Here is a 16,597-nt window from a genome sequence, read left to right on the forward strand (position 1 = left end):
CAGGGCAGGCTCGGTCGGCCTATGCCGTCTCGTCCATCCGGTCGCGCAGGATGCTCCAGCCGAGCAGCATGTTGGGCGCGTGCCGCAGCAGGGCATGGAACGGAATTGGCGCCGGCGGTGCGAAGGGCACCGGCAAATCACGCGCTTCGGCTCCAGCGGCCCAGTCGGCCAGCACCTTGCCCATCGCCGTGGTCATGGCAATGCCGCGTCCATTGCAGGCGCGACCGGCGATCAGCCCCGGTCCGAGGTCCAGGAGATGCGGCAGGAAATCCGATTCGACCGCCGCCATCCCCGACCAGCCATAGGCAAGGGGGGGCAGATCAGGCAGGTCGAGGTGCCGGCCGAGCCGTCGCCAGATTGTTTGGGGCACGCGCGTATCGGCGCCGGCGCCAAGAATATGCATGCCGCCGCTGATCAGCCGGTTGTCGGCGTCGAAGCGGAAGGTGAAGAGATTGCGCCTGGTGTCGCCGACGCCTTGTCCCCCAGGCAGCAGACGCGTGCGGATTTCATGCGGCAGGGGCGCGGTCGCGATCTGGAAGACCTTCAGGGGAATATAAGTTCGCCCCAGCAACGGATCGAGGGAGCCGCCATAGGCGTTGGTAGCGACCAGCACCTTGGCCGCGCGTACCAAGCCCAACCGTGTTTGAAGTGCCCAACCATCGGCGACGCGATCGATCGAGGCGACCGGCGTGTGCTCGAAAATCTTCGCGCCGGCCTTCTCCGCCCCATCGGCCAGCCCCAGCGCATAGGCGACTGGATTGAGGACGCCGCCGGAACGATCCGTCCAGCCACCGACATAGCCGCGCGCGCCGGTCAGCGCTTCGACTTCTTGCCGATCCAGGGTGACGACAGGCCGGCCGCGCCGCGCCCATTGGTCCGCGCGGGATCTGACCTTCTCCAGGGCCGCCGGCGAGTGCGCCGGCTGGATCCATCCGTTCTGCACCGCGTCGCAGTCGATGCCGTGCCGCCGGATCAAGTCGAAGACGTGATCGGCACTGCCGGCGGCAAAATCGATGAGGCGTTCGCCGCGCTCGGCGCCGAGATGCGCGAGGATGCTGTCTGGATCCATCCTGGCGAAGTTCGGCACCACGAAACCGGCATTCCTGCCGGTCGCGCCCCAGGCGATGATCTCGGCTTCGAGCACAGCGACCGAGATGCCTTTTTCGGCGGCGTGCAGCGCGGTCGACAGACCGGAAAATCCACCGCCCACAATGGCGAGGTCGACGTCGAGCCTGCCTTGCAGCACCGGCCGCTTGCGGCGCTCGCGGCTGATGGCATGCCAGAGCGAAATGCCGTTCGCACCCTGCCGGACCGAGGCATTCATGAACCGGAACTGCTCTTGTCCGTGGCGATCCGCCTGCGCTTGCCAAAGCGCGTCCGCGGGGGCCTGTCGCCGAACAATCCGTTCGGCCGCATCAGCAGGATCACGCAGAGCATCACGCCGATGGCGACGATCTGCAGCGAGGCGGCGCGCGCCTGCTGCTCGGGCGGGAAGAACACGCTGGTCAGCGTGCCCGATCCGGCCCAAATCCCCCAGACCAGGACACTGCCGATGACCGCGCCGAGATTGCTGCCCGAGCCCCCGACGATCAGCATCACCCAGACCTGAAAGGTGAGGATCGGCAGGTAATTGTCCGGCGCGATGAAGCCGGTGAAATGCGCTTGCAGCGCGCCGGCCAGCGCCATGATGGCGCCGCCGACGGCAAACGCCTGGACGCGGTAGAAGCGCGCGCTCTTGCCGAGAGAAATCGCGGCCCGCTCGTCCTCCCGCAGCGCTTTCAGCACACGGCCCCACGGACTGCGCGACAGGTGCTCCAAGGCGAGATAGGCAATCAGCGTCACAGCGCAGACGACCGCAAGGTTCGACAGGTTGAACAGCAGCGGCGTCTCCGCAAGGCCGCCGAAGGGGCGCGGGATGAAGCCGATGCCGAAGGGGCCGCCGGTCAGTTTCTGCGCGTTGAGTGCGACCAATTGCACGACGACGGCCACGCCGAAGGTGGTGATCGCCAGATAGTCGGATCTAAGACGCAATGTCGCCATGCCGGTAAGCGCGGCCGCAATGCCGCCAACGACCATGGCACCCACCCAGCCGGCGAGGATAGGCAGGCCGAAGCCGCCGAGCCGCGCGGGATCGTCCGGTGTCGTCAGCAGCGCCGAGGTGTAGGCGCCGATGGCGACGAAGCCCGCCAGGCCGACATTGAACAGGCCGGTCAGGCCCCATTGCAGGTTGAGCCCCAGCGTGACCAGTGAGAAGATCAGCGCCGTGGTCAGGAAGAAGGCGCCGTAGCCAACCAGATCGATCATCTTTCCCGAACTCCGAAAAGGCCGATCGGCCGCACGAACAGCACAGCCATCAGGATGACGAAGGACACGGCGGCGCGCCATTCGGCGCCGATCAACTGCACCGCGCCGGCTTCGGCGAGACCGATGATCAGGCCGCCGAGCACCGCGCCCGGGATGCTGCCGATGCCGCCGAGGATGGCGGCGGCGAACATCGGCAGCAGCATGTCGAAGCCCATGAACGGGCGGATCTGCACCAGGATGCCGATCATCACGCCAGCCACGCAGGCGAGCGCGCCGCCGATGATCCACGTCACCCGCACCACGCTGGCGACGTCGATCCCAACGACGCGGGCCAGTGCCGCGTTCTGGCTCAAGGCCTGCATTGCGCGGCCAGTCTGCGTGCGCGTCATCAACAGATGCACGCCGAGCACGAGTATGGCGGTCAACACGAGCAACGCGATCTGGTCGGGCGTGATGCGGATGCCGAAGCCGACCGGCATGGCGATCTGGATCGCCCGGCTGAAGTAGGTCGGCCGTGAGGTGAAGGTGAATTCGAGCAGGCTGCGTAGCGCCATCGAGGCGCCGAAGCTCGCCATCACCACGATGATCGCCTGGCCTTGCGAGCGCAGCCGCGAAAACAGGATCTTGTCGAGCAACAGTGCGAGCAAGGCGGTGAATGCCATGCCGACGATCAGGGCGACTAGAAGCGGCCAGCCGAAGGACAGCGGTCCGATCGGCGCCACCTTGCCGAACATCGCACCGATGGCACTGACCACGGCCAGCGTCGCATAGGTGCCCCAGGCCATGAAGTCGCCATGGGCGAAGTTGGAGAAGCGCAGGATCGAATAGGTGAGCGTCACGCCGATGGCGCCGAGGCCGATCATCGAGCCCGTCAGCAATCCGTCGACGATGAATTGCAGGCTCATCCCGCGCCTCCCTTGCCTGTGTGAGAAGGGCGCTGGCCAAGATAGAGTTCGGCGACGACAGGGTCGTTCCACAATTCGGAGGCTATGCCCTCGTGCCGGTCCTTGCCTTCAGCCAGCACATAGGCGCGGTCGCCGATGGCAAGCGCTGCCTTGGCGTTCTGCTCAACCAAAAGGATGGTGACTCCGGACTTGCGGATGCCGGCCAGCATCTCGAATACCATCGCGACGAACTTCGGCGACAGGCCGGCGGACGGCTCGTCCAGCACCAGCACCTTGGGATGGACGATCAACGCCCGCGCCACGGCAAGCATCTGCCGCTGGCCTCCCGACAGATTGCCGGCGGCGGTGCGGCGCTGGCGGACAAGGTCGGGGAAGGCGGCATACATTTCCTCGATGCGGGCCGGGATGTCGCGCCGCTCGAGGATGCCGCAGGACACCTTGAGATTGTCCTCCACCGACATCAGCGGAAAGATGTTCTCGGTCTGCGGGACGAAGGCGAGGCCAAGCCGCACCATGGTGTGGGCCGGCGCGGCGGTGATGTCCCTGCCGTCCAGCAGCACCGTGCCGCCGGTGATCGGCACGAGGCCGGCGATCGCCTTGATCAGGCTCGACTTGCCAGCGCCGTTGGGGCCGAGTACGACGACGATCTCGCCTCTGTCGACGGTGATCGAGGCGCCGCGCACGATCGGCACGCCGGGCTCATAGCCGGCTTCGAGGTCGCGTACATCGAGGACGGTCTCGCTCATGCGGTGCCTCCGAGATAGGCATCGATGACGCGCGGGTCGCGCGCGACCTCTTCTGCCGTGCCTTCGCTCAGCAGTTGGCCGCTCGCCATGACAAGGACGCGGTGACAGAGCCGCGTCACCATGTCGATGTTGTGCTCGATCAGCAGGAAGGTGATGCCGCGCACGTTGATGTCGCGGATGCGGTCGATGATGACTTCGAGCAGCGTCGCGTTGACGCCGGCGGCAGGTTCGTCAAGCAGGATGATCGCCGGGTCGGCCATCATGACCCGGGCGAGTTCGAGCAGCTTGCGCTGGCCGCCGGACAGCACGCGCGCCGGCTCATGGGCGAGATCGCTGAGGGTGACGAGTTCCAGCAGGTCGAGGGCTTTCGTCCGGGCGGCTTTTTCCTGTGCGGCCACTCGCCACGGCGTGAGGAAGTTAGCCAGCAGCTTTTCGCCGGCCTGGCCCTGTGCCGCGAGCATGATGTTTTCGATCAGCGTCAGATTGGGCAGCGGGCGCGGGATCTGAAAGGTGCGGCCAAGGCCACGGCCGATGCGCAGGTGAGCGGCTTCGCCGGAGACGCGCGTGCCGTTGAGAAGGATGTCGCCGCTGGTGGGCAGGATGCTGCCAGCCAGCAGGTCGAACATGGTCGTCTTGCCCGCGCCGTTGGGTCCGATCAGGCCAAGGATTTCGCCCGGTTTGACATGAAACGAGACATCGTTGACGGCGACAAGGCCGCCGAACCGCCTGACGACGTTGCTTGCCGTCAGAACCGGGACACGGGTCTCCTTCCCCTGCCTTTCCGCTGCCTCGCTCATCAAACCCTCTGGCCGAAGACGGTCGTTGCCGTCTTCTGATTATGATTTGTGATCACACTTGCTTTGATCACGCTATTCGGCTTTAATTTCATCCGCAAGCCGAAAACCCGCCGAGTACGGAATTCCATGCAAAAGGCTGCCATCGAAAAAAACAACGAGGCGATCGCGGCCCAACTGGCTCCGGTGGGCCGCGAGACGGTGCAGGATCGCGTCTATTCCGAGCTGCGTCGGGCCTTGATCGGCGGCCTGTTCGAGCCAAGCCAGGTGCTGACCATCCGCGGTCTGGCCGATGCGCTGGTCACTTCGACCATGCCGGTGCGTGAGGCGCTTGGCCGGCTGATCACGGAAAAGGCGCTGGAGGCGCTGCCCAACCGTTCGGTGCGGGTGCCGCCAATCACGCTGGAGCGCCTCGACGATCTCTTGCGAGCCCGTATCCTGATCGAGGGCGAGGCGATCGCGCTGGCCGCCGTCCGCATGGGGCCGCGCCAGATCACCACCATCGAAACCATTCTCGGCGAATGGGACGAGATGCGGGCGCTGAAACACAAGAAGGATGTCGACCGCGAAGTGACGCTCAACCAGAGCTTTCACTTCGAGATCTATCGCTCCTGCGGCTCGGCCGTTTTGATCCCGATGATCGAGAGCCTGTGGCTGCAATCAGGTCCATGCATCCGCGTCGCCATCTACGCCTTCTCGGAAGCCGGCGAGGTCGACACCGCCCAGTATCACCGCCGCATTGTCGAGGCGCTGGCCAAGCAGGATGCTCGGGCGGCGCGCGAAGCGCTGGTCGCCGACATCAGCCGGCCCTTCACCTTCCTGCGCAGCAAGCTGCAATCCGCCGCCGCGAAAGGCCAGATATGACCTCCATCAGGATCAGCGAGCCGCGCTCCAAGCTTTCCGTCACTGCGCTGCTGCTGCCGGAAAGGGCGCCGGAGAACGCGGCCTTTCTCACAGCCTATCTCGCCACGCCACGTGTCGTCCCCGCCATTCACGCCATGTGGACGGGACCTGAGATCTCCTGTCCGGTTCCATCAGCCGATCTCGAGGGGCAGGCCTATGCCCGGCCGCTGCCGGCGGAGAACGCGACCCTGACGCCGCAGCCGGGCGACATCGTGTTGTCTTACGTGCCGCCGCGCATGTGGGGCGGCAATCCCAACGCGATCTTCGACATCGGCCTGTTCTACGGGCAGGGCGCGCGTCTGCTGTTCCCGATCGGCTGGCTGGCCGGCAGCGTCGTCGCGCAGGTGCGCGCCGATCAGCGCGATCAATTCGCGGCTGCCTGCGCCATTATCCGCCGCAACGGCGCCTGCGACATCACCTTCAGCCTGGTGGAGGCCTGAAATGGCTGACGACAGTTTCGAACTCTTCGATCTCCGCGTCGAGGCGGTCATTCCGCAGGGCAAGCCGATCTATTGCGGCGCCAGGGCCGGCGACTATTTCGAACTCAAGGGCGAGATGCTGTCGATGCCGGCGGGGCAGGGCTTTTCGATCTATTCGATCTCGGCGGTGCTGCCGCTGCTGGCGGCGAAGCAGCGTCCGACCCACCCGAATGACTGGATGACCTCCGACGCCGAGATCGCCTGTCCCGATCCCAACTGCGCCAGTCGGCTAAGGATCGTCAGGCTGGCCAAGCGGCGGTTCAGCCATGCCGAAACCACGGCCGTGCCGCTGCCGAAGGGGAATGACCTGACATGACCGCCAAGACATTCGAGCTCAGTCCGGGCTACGCGATTTCGCGCGTCATACGCGGTGGCTGGCAACTGGCCGGCGGCCATGGCGCTATCGATCGCAGCCAGGCCGTGAGCGACCTGATCGTCACTTTCGATGCCGGCATCTGGACTTATGACTGCGCCGATATCTACACCGGCGTCGAGGAATTGATCGGCGCCGCGCGCTTGCGGCTGGCCAATGAGCGCGGTCTCGCTGCAGCGGCCAAAATGAAGGTGCACACCAAGCTCGTGCCCGACCTTGAACGGCTCGCTACGATCAGCCGCGACTATATCAGGGGCATCGTCGACCAGTCGCTGCGCAGGCTTAAGACCGAGCGGCTCGACCTCGTGCAGTTTCACTGGTGGGATTATGCGCAGCCGCGCTATGTCGAGGCGATGGGTTGGCTCAACGAGCTTCGGCGCGAGGGCAAGCTGCGCAATCTCGGCACCACCAATTTCGATACGCCCCGGCTTGCCGAAATCCTGTCAGCTGGCATCCCACTGGTCAGCCAGCAGCTGCAATATTCGGTGCTCGACCAGCGTCCGGCGAACAGCCTCGCCGCGCTTGCGGAGGAAAACGGCGTCAGCTTCCTCTGCTACGGTTCTGTGGCCGGCGGCTTTCTCAGCGACAAATGGCTTGATGTCGCCGAACCCGGCACGCCGCTCGAAAACCGCTCGCTGGTCAAATATAAGCTGATCATCGACGATTTCGGCGGCTGGGACCTGTTCCAGCAACTGCTTCGCGCACTGAAGGCGGTGGGCGACCGCCACGCCGTCGACATCGCCACCATCGCCAGCGCCTGGGTGCTGGAGCAGCCGCGAGTGGCCGCGGTCATCGTCGGTGCCCGCAACCAGGCGCACGCGCTGGCCAACGCCAAAATCATGGATGTCGTACTCGACGCCGATGACCGTGCGCGGATTGCAGCCGTGATAGCGAGAGGCAGCGGCCTTGAGGGAGACGTCTACACGCTGGAGCGTGACCGCCACGGCCGCCACGGCTCGATCATGCACTACAATCTTAACGCGGGCCGGATATGAAAACCATGGACGATAGGTTGTTTTCGCAGGCCAGCACCGAAGTCGTCGCCCTGCATCGCTTTTTCGTCGACTGGTTCGTCGCCTCGCGCGCCGACAAGGTGGATTTCGGCCGCTTCGAAGCCGTCATGGGCGAAGGCCTGACCATGATCGCACCAGGCGGCCAGATCCTCGACCGCGATGCCGTGATCGAGCATGTGCGCTCCAGCCGCGCCACTTGCGACGACGGCTTTGCCATTTCGATCGAGGACATCAAGCCCGGCTGGCAGGATGGCGATACCATCGTCGTCCTCTATGTCGAGGCGCAGCTGCGCGCGGGCAAGCACAGCCGCCGCCGGTCGAGCGCGGTCTTCACCACCAGTTCATCGGCGCCCAACGGCGTCCAATGGCGGCATCTGCATGAAACCTGGCTGCAGGTGCCGGAACACTGAGACTTTCCAGACGTCAAATCAGTTCGTGTAACTCAAGGGGAACAACAATGAGAAAGACGATACTCCAGCTCACCACGGCACTTGCTCTCGTGACGATGGCGGGTGCCGCCCAGGCCGCCGACTGCAAGATCACCGTCGGTCTCGTCATGGAACTGACCGGTCCGGCCGGTGAATACGGGCAGGCCGGCGCCAAATCGGTCGAAATGGCCTTCCGCGACATCAACGAAGCCGGCGGCGTGCGCGGCTGCGATCTCGTCACCGATACTCGCGACAGCCAAAGCCAGGGCAACATCGCGGTCGATGCCGCCACCCAGCTGGTTCAGGTCAAGAAAGTGCCTGTGATCATCGGCGGCATCATTTCCTCGGTGTCGATCCCGATCCTGACCTCGGTTACCGCGCCGGCCAAGATCGTCCAGGTCTCGCCGGCGTCGTCCTCGCCGACGCTGACGACACTCGGCCGCGACGGCAAGACCAACGGCATCTTCTTCCGCACCATTACCTCGGACGCGCTGCAGGGCGTGGCCGCCGCCAAATATGCGGTCGACAAGGGTTTCAAGAAGCTGGCGATCATCCACGTCAACAACGACTTCGGCGTCAACATGGTGGCCGAATTCTCGCGTGCCTACAAAGCGCTCGGCGGCACCATCGTCTCCGACACGCCCTACAACGAGAAGCAGTCGAGCTACGCTTCGGAAGTCACCGCGGCGATGGGTGGCGAACCGGATGGACTTTACCTGGTCAGCACGCCCGTCGACGGCGCCACCATCGCCCGCACCTGGATCTCGCAGGGCGGCGTGCAGAAATTCCTGCTCAATGACGGCATGAACAGCCCAGACTTCATAGAGTCCGTCGGGGCTGATTATCTGAAGGACGCCTATGGCACGTCTTCAGGCACTAGCCCGACCGCCTCGACGGAGTATTTCACCAAGAACTACAAGGCGTTTTCCGGTATCGAACCGTCAAATCCCGCGGCAGACCGCTCCTATGATGCCGGAGCCATTGTCGGGCTCGCCATCGCGATTGCCGGCTCCGAGGACCCGGCCAAGATCAAGGACGCCATGTACAAGGCGGTCGATCCCGCCGGCACGCCGATTTATGCGGGCAAGGAAGAATTCGCCAAGGCGCTCGGCCTGATCAAGGACGGCAAGCCGATCCGCTATGAAGGTGTCATCGGTCCCGTCGCCTTCGACAAGTTTGGCGACATCACCGGCCCGTTCCGGCTGTGGAAGATCGCCGACGGCAAGGTGACGACCGATGGTGAAATGACCACCGACGACGTCAACGCGCTGCAGGCCAAGCTTCAGTAAGCCGGCGCTGTACTTCCGGCATCGATCTCGCCCATCGCGATCGATGCCGGCGTCACCTGAGGCGGGTCGATATCGCTTGCACGACAAGCGGGCGCGAATAGGATCGGCCGGCTGCAATTCAAGGGATGGCGAGCGTGCTGGACAAGGATACTCATCGGGCCATCCGGTTGTTGGACGCTGACGATGCGCCTTGTCACGCAGGCGGCTGATCCGGATGTCGCCTGAAACACAACGGCTGCTGTCCGCGCTTGGCAACAGGCTGGGCTCGGGCGGCATGCTCGCCGGCTCCGACGTGGACCAGCGCTACCGCGATGATCCCGACGGCAAGCTCGGCGCGCTTCCCGAAGCAGTGCTGCGCCCGCCCGATACCGAGGGTGTCGCGGCGGCACTCGCCATATGCAACGCTCTTGGCCAGCCGGTCGTCGTCCAGGGCGGTCGCACCGGGCTGGCCGGTGGCGCGCGCGTCCAGCCGGGCGAGATCGTGCTGTCGCTGGAGCGCATGACCGGCCTTGCCGCCCCGGACCGTCAAGCCGCCACCATCGTCGCCGAAGCTGGCGCGACGCTGCAATCGGTGCAGGAAGCGGCAGACGGCGCCGGGCTGATGTTCGGCGTCGATATCGGCGCGCGCGGCTCCGCCACGGTCGGCGGCAACATCGCCACCAATGCCGGCGGCATCCGCGTGCTGCGTTACGGCATGTACCGGGCACAGGTGCTGGGGCTGGAGGCGGTACTTGCCGATGGCACGGTGCTGACGTCGCTCAAAGGCCTGCCCAAGGACAATTCCGGCTACGACCTCGGCCAACTCTTCATAGGCGCGGAAGGGACGCTTGGCGTCGTCACCCGCGCCGCGCTCCGGCTGCATCACAAGCCCGCATCGGAGGTGAACGCCTTCTGCGCGCTGCCTTCGCTCGATGCCGCGATCGTCCTGCTCGGGCTGCTGCGGCAAAAGCTCGGCCCGCTTTTGTCCGCCTATGAGGTCAATATCGCGCCGCTCTATGACGTCATGGTCGCCAGCATGGCCATGCCGGCGCCGCTTCCGGCTGGCTCACCCGTCTACGTGCTGGCCGAAATCCAGGGCAGCGAGCCAGAACGCGACGGCGAGCGATTCGCCGAGGTCTTGATGCAGGCGGTCGAGGACGGCATCGTCGACGATGTTGTCGTCTCCCAATCGCCGCGCGAATTCCGCGCGCTGTGGGATGTGCGGGAGGACGCCAACCGCGTTCTGTTTTCGATGAAAGGCCTGATCGGCGTCGACATCAGCATCCCGTTGGCGCGAATGGGGGCGTTCCTGCAAGAAGCGGATGCCGCCATCCGCGCGGTCGATCCCGGAGCCGATATCTATGTCTTCGGCCATCTCGGCGACGGCAACCTGCACTATCAGGTGCTGACGGTGGATCCGGCGGCGGCCTACGGTATCATCTATCGCGGCGTGGCGGCCGCCGGAGGCGGCGTGTCGGCGGAGCACGGCATCGGCCTCGACAAGAAGCAGTGGCTGAATCTGGTGCGCAGCGGCGCCGAGGTCGCCACGATGCGGCGGCTGAAAACGGCGCTCGATCCGAAGAACATCCTCAATCCCGGATGAGTCTTCGACCTTTATCCAACCGCCTGAAACTCAGCTACGTTCCGTCGCCATTTGCCTGGGAATGAGAAAACGGGCGGCGAGCACGCAGAGCAGGACGGTGAACATCAGGATCAACGCCACCAGCGCATTGATGTCGGGCGAGAAGCCAAGCCGCATCATCGCCCACAGCCTGACCGGCAGCGTGCTTTGCGTGCCGGTGACCAGGATGGTGATCATCGTCTCGTCGAACGACAGGGCGAAGGCCAGGATGGCGCCGCCGACCATGGCGCTCGACAGGTTCGGCAGTATGATGCGCCAGAAGGTCTGCCAGCCGCTGGCGCCGAGATCGTAGGAGGCTTCGACCAGCGTGCGGCTCATCGACTGCAGCCGCATCAGCACGGTGCGGTAGACGATCGCCAGCACGAACACGGTGTGGCCGATGACGACCGTCAGCAGCGAGCGTTCGAGGCCGATCTCGCGGAAGAAGATCAACAGCGCCAGGCCGCTTATGATAGGCGGCATCAGGAATGGCAGGAAAATGATGAACTGCAGAACCGAACGTCCTGAGCGGCGGCTGTGATAGTAGAGCGCCAGCAGAGTCCCGCTGACCACCGACAGGATTACGGTACAGACGCCGACGATCAGCGTGGTGCGCAGCGCGGCCAGAATCTCATGGTTTCCAGCCAGCGCCACATAGGTCGAAAGGGTCGGCGACGACCAGTCGACATTGCCATGTGAAATGGTGAAGAACGACGACACGATCGGCACGAACAGTGGGCTGTAAAGCAGCACAGCGACCAGCGTCGTAATCGAGGCCAGGAAGATGGTGGAAGGCCGGGGCAGCGCGCTCATACCGACGTCCCCCGGCTGCGCCCGAACCGTTCGCCAATGAGAATGGCGGCGATCACCACGATCGCAAGCGCCACCGATAGCGCGGCGCCGAACGGCCAGTTATAGGCCGTGCCGAACTGGCTGTAGAGGATGCGGCCGAAGGTGAAGCCGCTGATCCCGCCGACCATCTGGGGCGTCAGGAAATCGCCGATCGCCAGTACGAAGACGAAGCTCGCCGCCGAGGCGACGCCGGGCAGGCTGAGCGGCAAGGTGATGCGCAGGAATGTCTGCAGGCTGCTGGCGCCCAGGTCATCCGAGGCGCGCAGCAAGGTTTGCGGAATCCGCTCCAGCGACAGGAAGATCGGCAGGATGGCGAACGGGATCAAAAGCAGGCTCAGCGTCAAAAGGATGGCGTTCATGTTGAAGACGAAAAGCGTCGATGGCTGATCCAGGATGCCGAGCGCCACCAGCGCCTTGTTGAGGAAGCCGTTGAGTCCGAGGATGCTGCGGATCGCGTAGATCTTGATGACGTAGCTCATCAGCAGCGGCACCAGCAGCAACATCAGCAGGGCGTAGCGCCACCGCCCTTTCAGCGTCGTCAGGAAATAGGCAGCTGGATAGGCGAGAAGGATACAGATGACGGCCACCGATACGCACAGCACGATGGTGTTCCAGAACACCGGCAGAAAGATCGGATCGGTGAAGAACCTGATATAGTTGCCGAGGGTCGGTGCATGGACGATCGTACCCTGGTCGACGCTGAAGAAACTGTAGACCAGGAAGATCGCCAGTGGCACGAGGACGAAGATAACCGGCAAGGCGAATGCCAGCGCCGTGACCAGCTGCGACAAGCGCCGCTCCTCGGAAGATGTCGAGCCAGCCGCGCTCATGCCAGCACCAGATGGCCTTCATGCGGTGCAAAGCAAAGCGAGACCGTTTCGCCTGACTTGAGAGCACTGCCGTCGATCCGGCTCGGCATGCGCAGCCGCAGGCGCAGGCGCAGCGCGGCATTGTCCGCACCTGCCGTGATCGTGGCGACGGTCGATGAACCGGCAAAGGCCAGATCGGCGATGGTGCCGGAAAAGCGGTTGCCGCCGTCCTTGGTGTCCGCGAGATGCAAGGCTTCGGGGCGGAACGCCGCGAAAGCCTCGGCGCCATCCGGCGCGATCTTCAGATGCGGCTGGTCGCTGATCGAGCAGACCAGCCGTCCGAGTGCCGTCTCGATCGGTCGTTGCTCGCCTTGCACCGGACCGAGTTTTCCAGCCACCAGATTGTTCTCGCCGAAGAAGCGCGCCACGAATTCGCAATTCGGCTTGTAGTAGAGCTCATGCGGCGTGCCGAGCTGGCGGATATGTCCGGCCTGCATGACGCAGATCCTGTCGGCCATGCCGATCGCTTCTTCCTGGTCGTGGGTGACGAACAGGAAGGTGGTCTTGATTTCGCGCTGGATGGATTTCAGGAACTCCTGCATCTGCCGGCGCAATTCGAGATCGAGTGCCGCCCAGCGGCTCGTCGAGCAAGATCAGGCGCGGCTGGCAGATCAGCGCCCGGGCGAGCGCGACACGCTGGCGCTGGCCGCCGGAAAGCTGTGCCGGAAAGCGCTCGGCGAAACGTCCGAGCTGGACCAGATCGAGGGCTTGCGCCACGCGGCTGGCGATCTCCTTGCGCTTGATATGGCGCACCGAGAGCCCATAGCCGACATTGCCGGAGACGGTCATATGCGGGAACAGCGCATAATCCTGGAACACCGTGTTGAACGGCCGCTTGTTGATCGGCATGCGGCTGATGTCCTGGCCGTCGAGCCGGATCTCGCCTGACGTCAGTGGCTCAAGCCCGCCGATCAGGCGCAGGACCGTGGTCTTGCCCGAGCCTGATGGCCCAAGAACGGTCAGGAACTCACCGTCCCGGATCGACAGGTCGATGTCGTGCAGCACGGGAACCGTGCCGTAGGATTTCGAGACGGACCGCAGCGTCAAGAGGTCGGTGTTCTGGCTCATGGGATATTCTCGCATACGGTTCGGCGGTCCGGAACGTCCGGACCGCCGGGTCCTTCGAAGTCAGGCGTGGAAAGGATCAGGGCGTCGCCTTGACCTCGTTCCACAAGTCCGAACGCTTGAGCGGATCCTCGACATTGTTGAGCCAGACCAGCTTGTCGTTGCCGCCGGCGCTGCTCGACTCGACCACCGTGTTGCCGAATCCGGTGCGCTCGGAAAGCGCGCCGCTGACCTTCTTCGTCAGCATGAAGTCGATCCACTTCTCGGCCGCGGCATTGTCGCGGACGCCCTTGGAAATGACCCAGTTGTCGAGCCAGGCAAGCGCGCCTTCGCTCGGATTGACGTAGGCGACATGGGCGCCGATCTTCTGCAGTGCCTTGACCTGCTGCTGGCCATAATTGGCCCAGATCAGCGCAACGTCATTGTTCTGGTAGATCTGCTGCGCCTCGTCGGCGGTGGTGTAGAAGCTCAGCACATTGCGCTTGAGCTCGACCAGCTTGGCCTTGACCGCCGCCATTTGTTTTTCGTCGAGGTTGAACGGATCCTTGTAGCCGAGCGTCAGCGCGGTGAACGAGAAATTGTGCTCGCCATTGTCGTAGGCGAGGATCTTGCCCTTGTAAGCCGGATCCCACAGGACGGACATCGAGGTCGGCGCCGGCTTGACCTTGTCGGTGTCGTAGATCAGCCCGATGGAATCGAAGCAGAACGGAATACCGTAGACCTTGCCGTCCTTGGTGTCGCCGCTGACCTGAGACAGATCACGGAAGCGCGGCAGCACGTCCTTCTGGTTCGGCAGCTTGGTGATGTCGATCGGCGACACCAGATCGGCCTTGATGTAGCGCTGCAACTGGGCGGTATTGACCGCGAAGACGTCGAAGTCCTGCCCTTCGCTGCCCTTGATCTTGGCCCAGATTTCGTCATCGCTGCCGATGAAGACTACATCGACACCGATGCCGGTGGCGGCGGTGAAGTCCTTCACCCAATCCGGGTCGGCATAACCGTCCCAGGCCAGCACGCGAAGGTTCGCGGCCAGCGCCGCCGACGTCATCAGGCCGATGCCGAGCCCGATGGTCGCTAGTCTCAGAAACGCTTTCTTCAGTCCCATTTTTAATCTCCCATTGTCGTTCTGGTGGACCGTAATTTCCGGGGCTATCGCCGTCACAGCTGGGTGACGGCGACCAGTCCCTCGTCCGGCACCGACACCATCCGGTTGCGCAGCGGCTTGCCGAATGTCTGTGCCTGGATTTCATACTCGTCCCCGGAAGCCGTCTTGACGCCGGAGGCGTAGCTCATCACCGCCGCTCCGAAGAAATAGGCGTGCAGGTCGCCCGCCCTGCGGTGCATCGGGTAGCGGAAATGGAAGTGTTCGAGATTGGCGATCGAGTGCGACATGTGCGCTTCGCCCGACAGGAATTCCTGTTCCCAGACAACAGTGCCGTCGCGCAGAATGCGGGAATGGCCACGCACTTCTTCGGGCAGGCCTCCGATCAGAAGCTCCGGTCCGATCGAGCAGGAGCGGAGTTTCGAGTGGGCGAGATAGAGGTAGTTCTCGGCCTCCGTCACATGGTCGGAATATTCGTTGCCCAACGCATAGCCGATGCGATAGGGGCGGCCATCCGGCCCATTGAGGTAAAGGCCGACGATCTCGGCCTCTTCCGCGCCGGCTTTCGCGAATGCAGGCATCGGCAGATCGGCGCCAGGCGGCACGACACAGGTGCCGACGCCCTTGAAGAACCATTCTGGTTGAATGCCGATCTTGCCGGCACCGGGCTTGCCGCCTTCCAGGCCCATGCGGAAGATCTTCAGCGAATCCGACTCCTCGGCGTCCTCGCCATGGGTCAGCACATGCATCTTGTCGCGCGCGGCGGCACTTCCGGTGTGAGTGAGGCCGGTGCCGGTGACCAGGAACCGCGCCGGTTCCGGATGGTCGACGGGAGCGAGCACGCGGCCATCGCGCAGCAGTTCGCCATAGTCGATCGTGGCCGCGCCCGTCCGCTTCTCGACCAGCGCCGCGATCGACGCACCCTGCGCGATCGCCGCTTCGGCGAGCTCGAGCACGGTGCTTGTCTTGTCGAGTGGATGCAGGCGATCGCCGTCATCGGAAACGAGGCCGACCCGCCTGCCGCCGTCGATCGTTATGTACTGAACAAGACGCATGAAATACCCTTCTTCCCTAGAGGCCGTACGGGGTCACACCCAGCCGGCGTCAACGATGAACTGCTGGCTCGTGCACATCAGGCTGTCGTCGGCGGCGAGGAACAGCGCCATGCGCGCAATGTCGGATGGCTGCAGCCGGTCGGGCAGGCACTGCCGCTCCGCGATCTGGCGTTCGCCAGCGGGGTTCAGCCACAGCCGCATCTGGCGCTCGGTCATCACCCAGCCCGGCACCATGCAGTTGACGCGGATGCGCTCGGGGCCGAGTTCGCGGGCCAGCGCCCGCGTCATGCCATACACCGCCGCCTTTGCGGTCACATAGGCAGGGCAGTCGGGATCGCCGACCATCCAGGTGATGGAGCCGAAATTGATGATCGAGCCGCCACCATGCGAGCCCATTTGCGGGCGCACCGCCTGGGCGGCGAAGAACTGGTGGCGCAGATTGACCGCCATGCGGTCGTCCCAATAGGCCACCGTGACGTCTGTGGTCTGGTGGCGGTCGTCATTGCCGGCATTGTTGCACAGCGCCTGGATCGGGCCGTTGTGCCGCATCGCCTCGACGGTCGCCGTCTGCAGCTGCTCTACATTGCGCAGGTCGCAGGGAATGAACAGCGGCGCGGCATGCCCTTCGGCCGCGATCGCATCGACCAGGCGCCGTGAAGGCTCCTCGGCCAGATCGACGAAGGCGACGCGGCTGCCTTGCGCGCAGAAATGGCGCACCAGGCTTTCGCCGATGCCGCTGCCGCCACCGGTTATGAACACGCTGCGGCCCTTGAGGCTGGGGTAGGTCGCGTAGCTGCCGATCTGATCAGTCATCGCGCGC

General features: G+C 64.3%; 19 protein-coding genes. 7 read left to right on the top strand and 12 right to left on the bottom strand.

The window, feature by feature from the left end:
- Positions 1–19: 19 nt before the first annotated feature.
- The 5 genes from ACVWWD_RS14780 to ACVWWD_RS14800 are packed head-to-tail and all read right to left on the bottom strand — an operon-like array spanning position 20 to position 4,752.
- Positions 20–1,324, bottom strand: coding sequence for an NAD(P)/FAD-dependent oxidoreductase (locus ACVWWD_RS14780; RefSeq protein WP_352550252.1), 1,305 nt, complete (start codon positions 1,322–1,324; stop codon positions 20–22).
- Positions 1,321–2,304 (bottom strand): branched-chain amino acid ABC transporter permease, encoded by a 984-nt coding sequence (locus ACVWWD_RS14785; RefSeq protein WP_023782310.1) that lies wholly within the window; start codon positions 2,302–2,304, stop codon positions 1,321–1,323. The genes ACVWWD_RS14780 and ACVWWD_RS14785 overlap by 4 nt, the downstream gene beginning before the upstream one ends.
- Positions 2,301–3,209, bottom strand: a complete 909-nt coding sequence (locus ACVWWD_RS14790; protein ID WP_023771168.1) for a branched-chain amino acid ABC transporter permease — start codon at positions 3,207–3,209, stop codon at positions 2,301–2,303. Before ACVWWD_RS14790 ends, ACVWWD_RS14785 begins: the two co-directional genes overlap by 4 nt.
- On the bottom strand, positions 3,206–3,955 hold the full coding sequence (locus ACVWWD_RS14795) for an ABC transporter ATP-binding protein (protein ID WP_352553531.1): 750 nt from the start codon (positions 3,953–3,955) through the stop codon (positions 3,206–3,208). Before ACVWWD_RS14795 ends, ACVWWD_RS14790 begins: the two co-directional genes overlap by 4 nt.
- Positions 3,952–4,752 (bottom strand): ABC transporter ATP-binding protein, encoded by an 801-nt coding sequence (locus ACVWWD_RS14800; protein ID WP_352553529.1) that lies wholly within the window; start codon positions 4,750–4,752, stop codon positions 3,952–3,954. Before ACVWWD_RS14800 ends, ACVWWD_RS14795 begins: the two co-directional genes overlap by 4 nt.
- Positions 4,753–4,878: 126 nt before the next feature.
- Between ACVWWD_RS14800 and ACVWWD_RS14805 the strand changes: the two genes are divergently transcribed.
- The 7 genes from ACVWWD_RS14805 to ACVWWD_RS14835 all read left to right on the top strand — a co-directional run bounded on the left by ACVWWD_RS14805 (position 4,879) and on the right by ACVWWD_RS14835 (position 10,816).
- Complete coding sequence (locus tag ACVWWD_RS14805; protein WP_023771164.1) at positions 4,879–5,613, top strand: GntR family transcriptional regulator; 735 nt, start codon at positions 4,879–4,881, stop codon at positions 5,611–5,613.
- Positions 5,610–6,092: a DUF3830 family protein gene (locus ACVWWD_RS14810; protein ID WP_023782305.1), complete on the top strand. Its 483-nt coding sequence runs from the start codon at positions 5,610–5,612 to the stop codon at positions 6,090–6,092. The genes ACVWWD_RS14805 and ACVWWD_RS14810 overlap by 4 nt, the downstream gene beginning before the upstream one ends.
- Before the next feature lies 1 nt (position 6,093).
- Entirely contained in the window at positions 6,094–6,447 is a 354-nt protein-coding gene (locus ACVWWD_RS14815; RefSeq protein WP_023782304.1) for a TIGR04076 family protein, read from the top strand.
- Positions 6,444–7,499 carry an aldo/keto reductase gene (locus ACVWWD_RS14820; protein WP_352553526.1) on the top strand — a complete coding sequence of 352 codons (1,056 nt, stop codon included), beginning with the start codon at positions 6,444–6,446 and terminating at the stop codon, positions 7,497–7,499. The genes ACVWWD_RS14815 and ACVWWD_RS14820 overlap by 4 nt, the downstream gene beginning before the upstream one ends.
- 5 nt (positions 7,500–7,504) lie before the next feature.
- Positions 7,505–7,927 (top strand): DUF4440 domain-containing protein, encoded by a 423-nt coding sequence (locus tag ACVWWD_RS14825; protein ID WP_352553524.1) that lies wholly within the window; start codon positions 7,505–7,507, stop codon positions 7,925–7,927.
- A gap of 47 nt (positions 7,928–7,974) precedes the next feature.
- Entirely contained in the window at positions 7,975–9,234 is a 1,260-nt protein-coding gene (locus tag ACVWWD_RS14830; RefSeq protein WP_023771159.1) for an ABC transporter substrate-binding protein, read from the top strand.
- Between the two features lie 214 nt (positions 9,235–9,448).
- Positions 9,449–10,816, top strand: coding sequence for an FAD-binding oxidoreductase (locus tag ACVWWD_RS14835; RefSeq protein ID WP_457103157.1), 1,368 nt, complete (start codon positions 9,449–9,451; stop codon positions 10,814–10,816).
- A gap of 30 nt (positions 10,817–10,846) precedes the next feature.
- Here the strand turns inward: ACVWWD_RS14835 and ACVWWD_RS14840 are convergent, their stop codons facing one another.
- The 7 genes from ACVWWD_RS14840 to ACVWWD_RS14870 all read right to left on the bottom strand — a co-directional run bounded on the left by ACVWWD_RS14840 (position 10,847) and on the right by ACVWWD_RS14870 (position 16,590).
- On the bottom strand, positions 10,847–11,647 hold the full coding sequence (locus ACVWWD_RS14840; protein WP_023771157.1) for an ABC transporter permease: 801 nt from the start codon (positions 11,645–11,647) through the stop codon (positions 10,847–10,849).
- Positions 11,644–12,477, bottom strand: coding sequence for an ABC transporter permease (locus tag ACVWWD_RS14845; protein WP_245276071.1), 834 nt, complete (start codon positions 12,475–12,477; stop codon positions 11,644–11,646). The genes ACVWWD_RS14840 and ACVWWD_RS14845 overlap by 4 nt, the downstream gene beginning before the upstream one ends.
- A 35-nt stretch (positions 12,478–12,512) precedes the next feature.
- Entirely contained in the window at positions 12,513–12,992 is a 480-nt protein-coding gene (locus ACVWWD_RS14850) for a TOBE domain-containing protein (RefSeq protein WP_457103158.1), read from the bottom strand.
- A complete protein-coding gene (locus ACVWWD_RS14855; protein WP_457103159.1) occupies positions 12,952–13,623 on the bottom strand; it encodes an ABC transporter ATP-binding protein in 672 nt (223 codons plus the stop codon). Before ACVWWD_RS14855 ends, ACVWWD_RS14850 begins: the two co-directional genes overlap by 41 nt.
- Before the next feature lie 76 nt (positions 13,624–13,699).
- On the bottom strand, positions 13,700–14,725 hold the full coding sequence (locus ACVWWD_RS14860; protein ID WP_023782299.1) for an ABC transporter substrate-binding protein: 1,026 nt from the start codon (positions 14,723–14,725) through the stop codon (positions 13,700–13,702).
- A gap of 53 nt (positions 14,726–14,778) precedes the next feature.
- A complete protein-coding gene (gene araD1, locus ACVWWD_RS14865) occupies positions 14,779–15,777 on the bottom strand; it encodes an AraD1 family protein (RefSeq protein WP_023782298.1) in 999 nt (332 codons plus the stop codon).
- A 33-nt stretch (positions 15,778–15,810) separates the two neighbouring features.
- Positions 15,811–16,590, bottom strand: a complete 780-nt coding sequence (locus tag ACVWWD_RS14870; RefSeq protein ID WP_457103160.1) for an SDR family NAD(P)-dependent oxidoreductase — start codon at positions 16,588–16,590, stop codon at positions 15,811–15,813.
- Between the last annotated feature and the right edge of the window lie 7 nt (positions 16,591–16,597).

The sequence above is a fragment of the Mesorhizobium sp. URHB0026 genome, assembly GCF_054059755.1.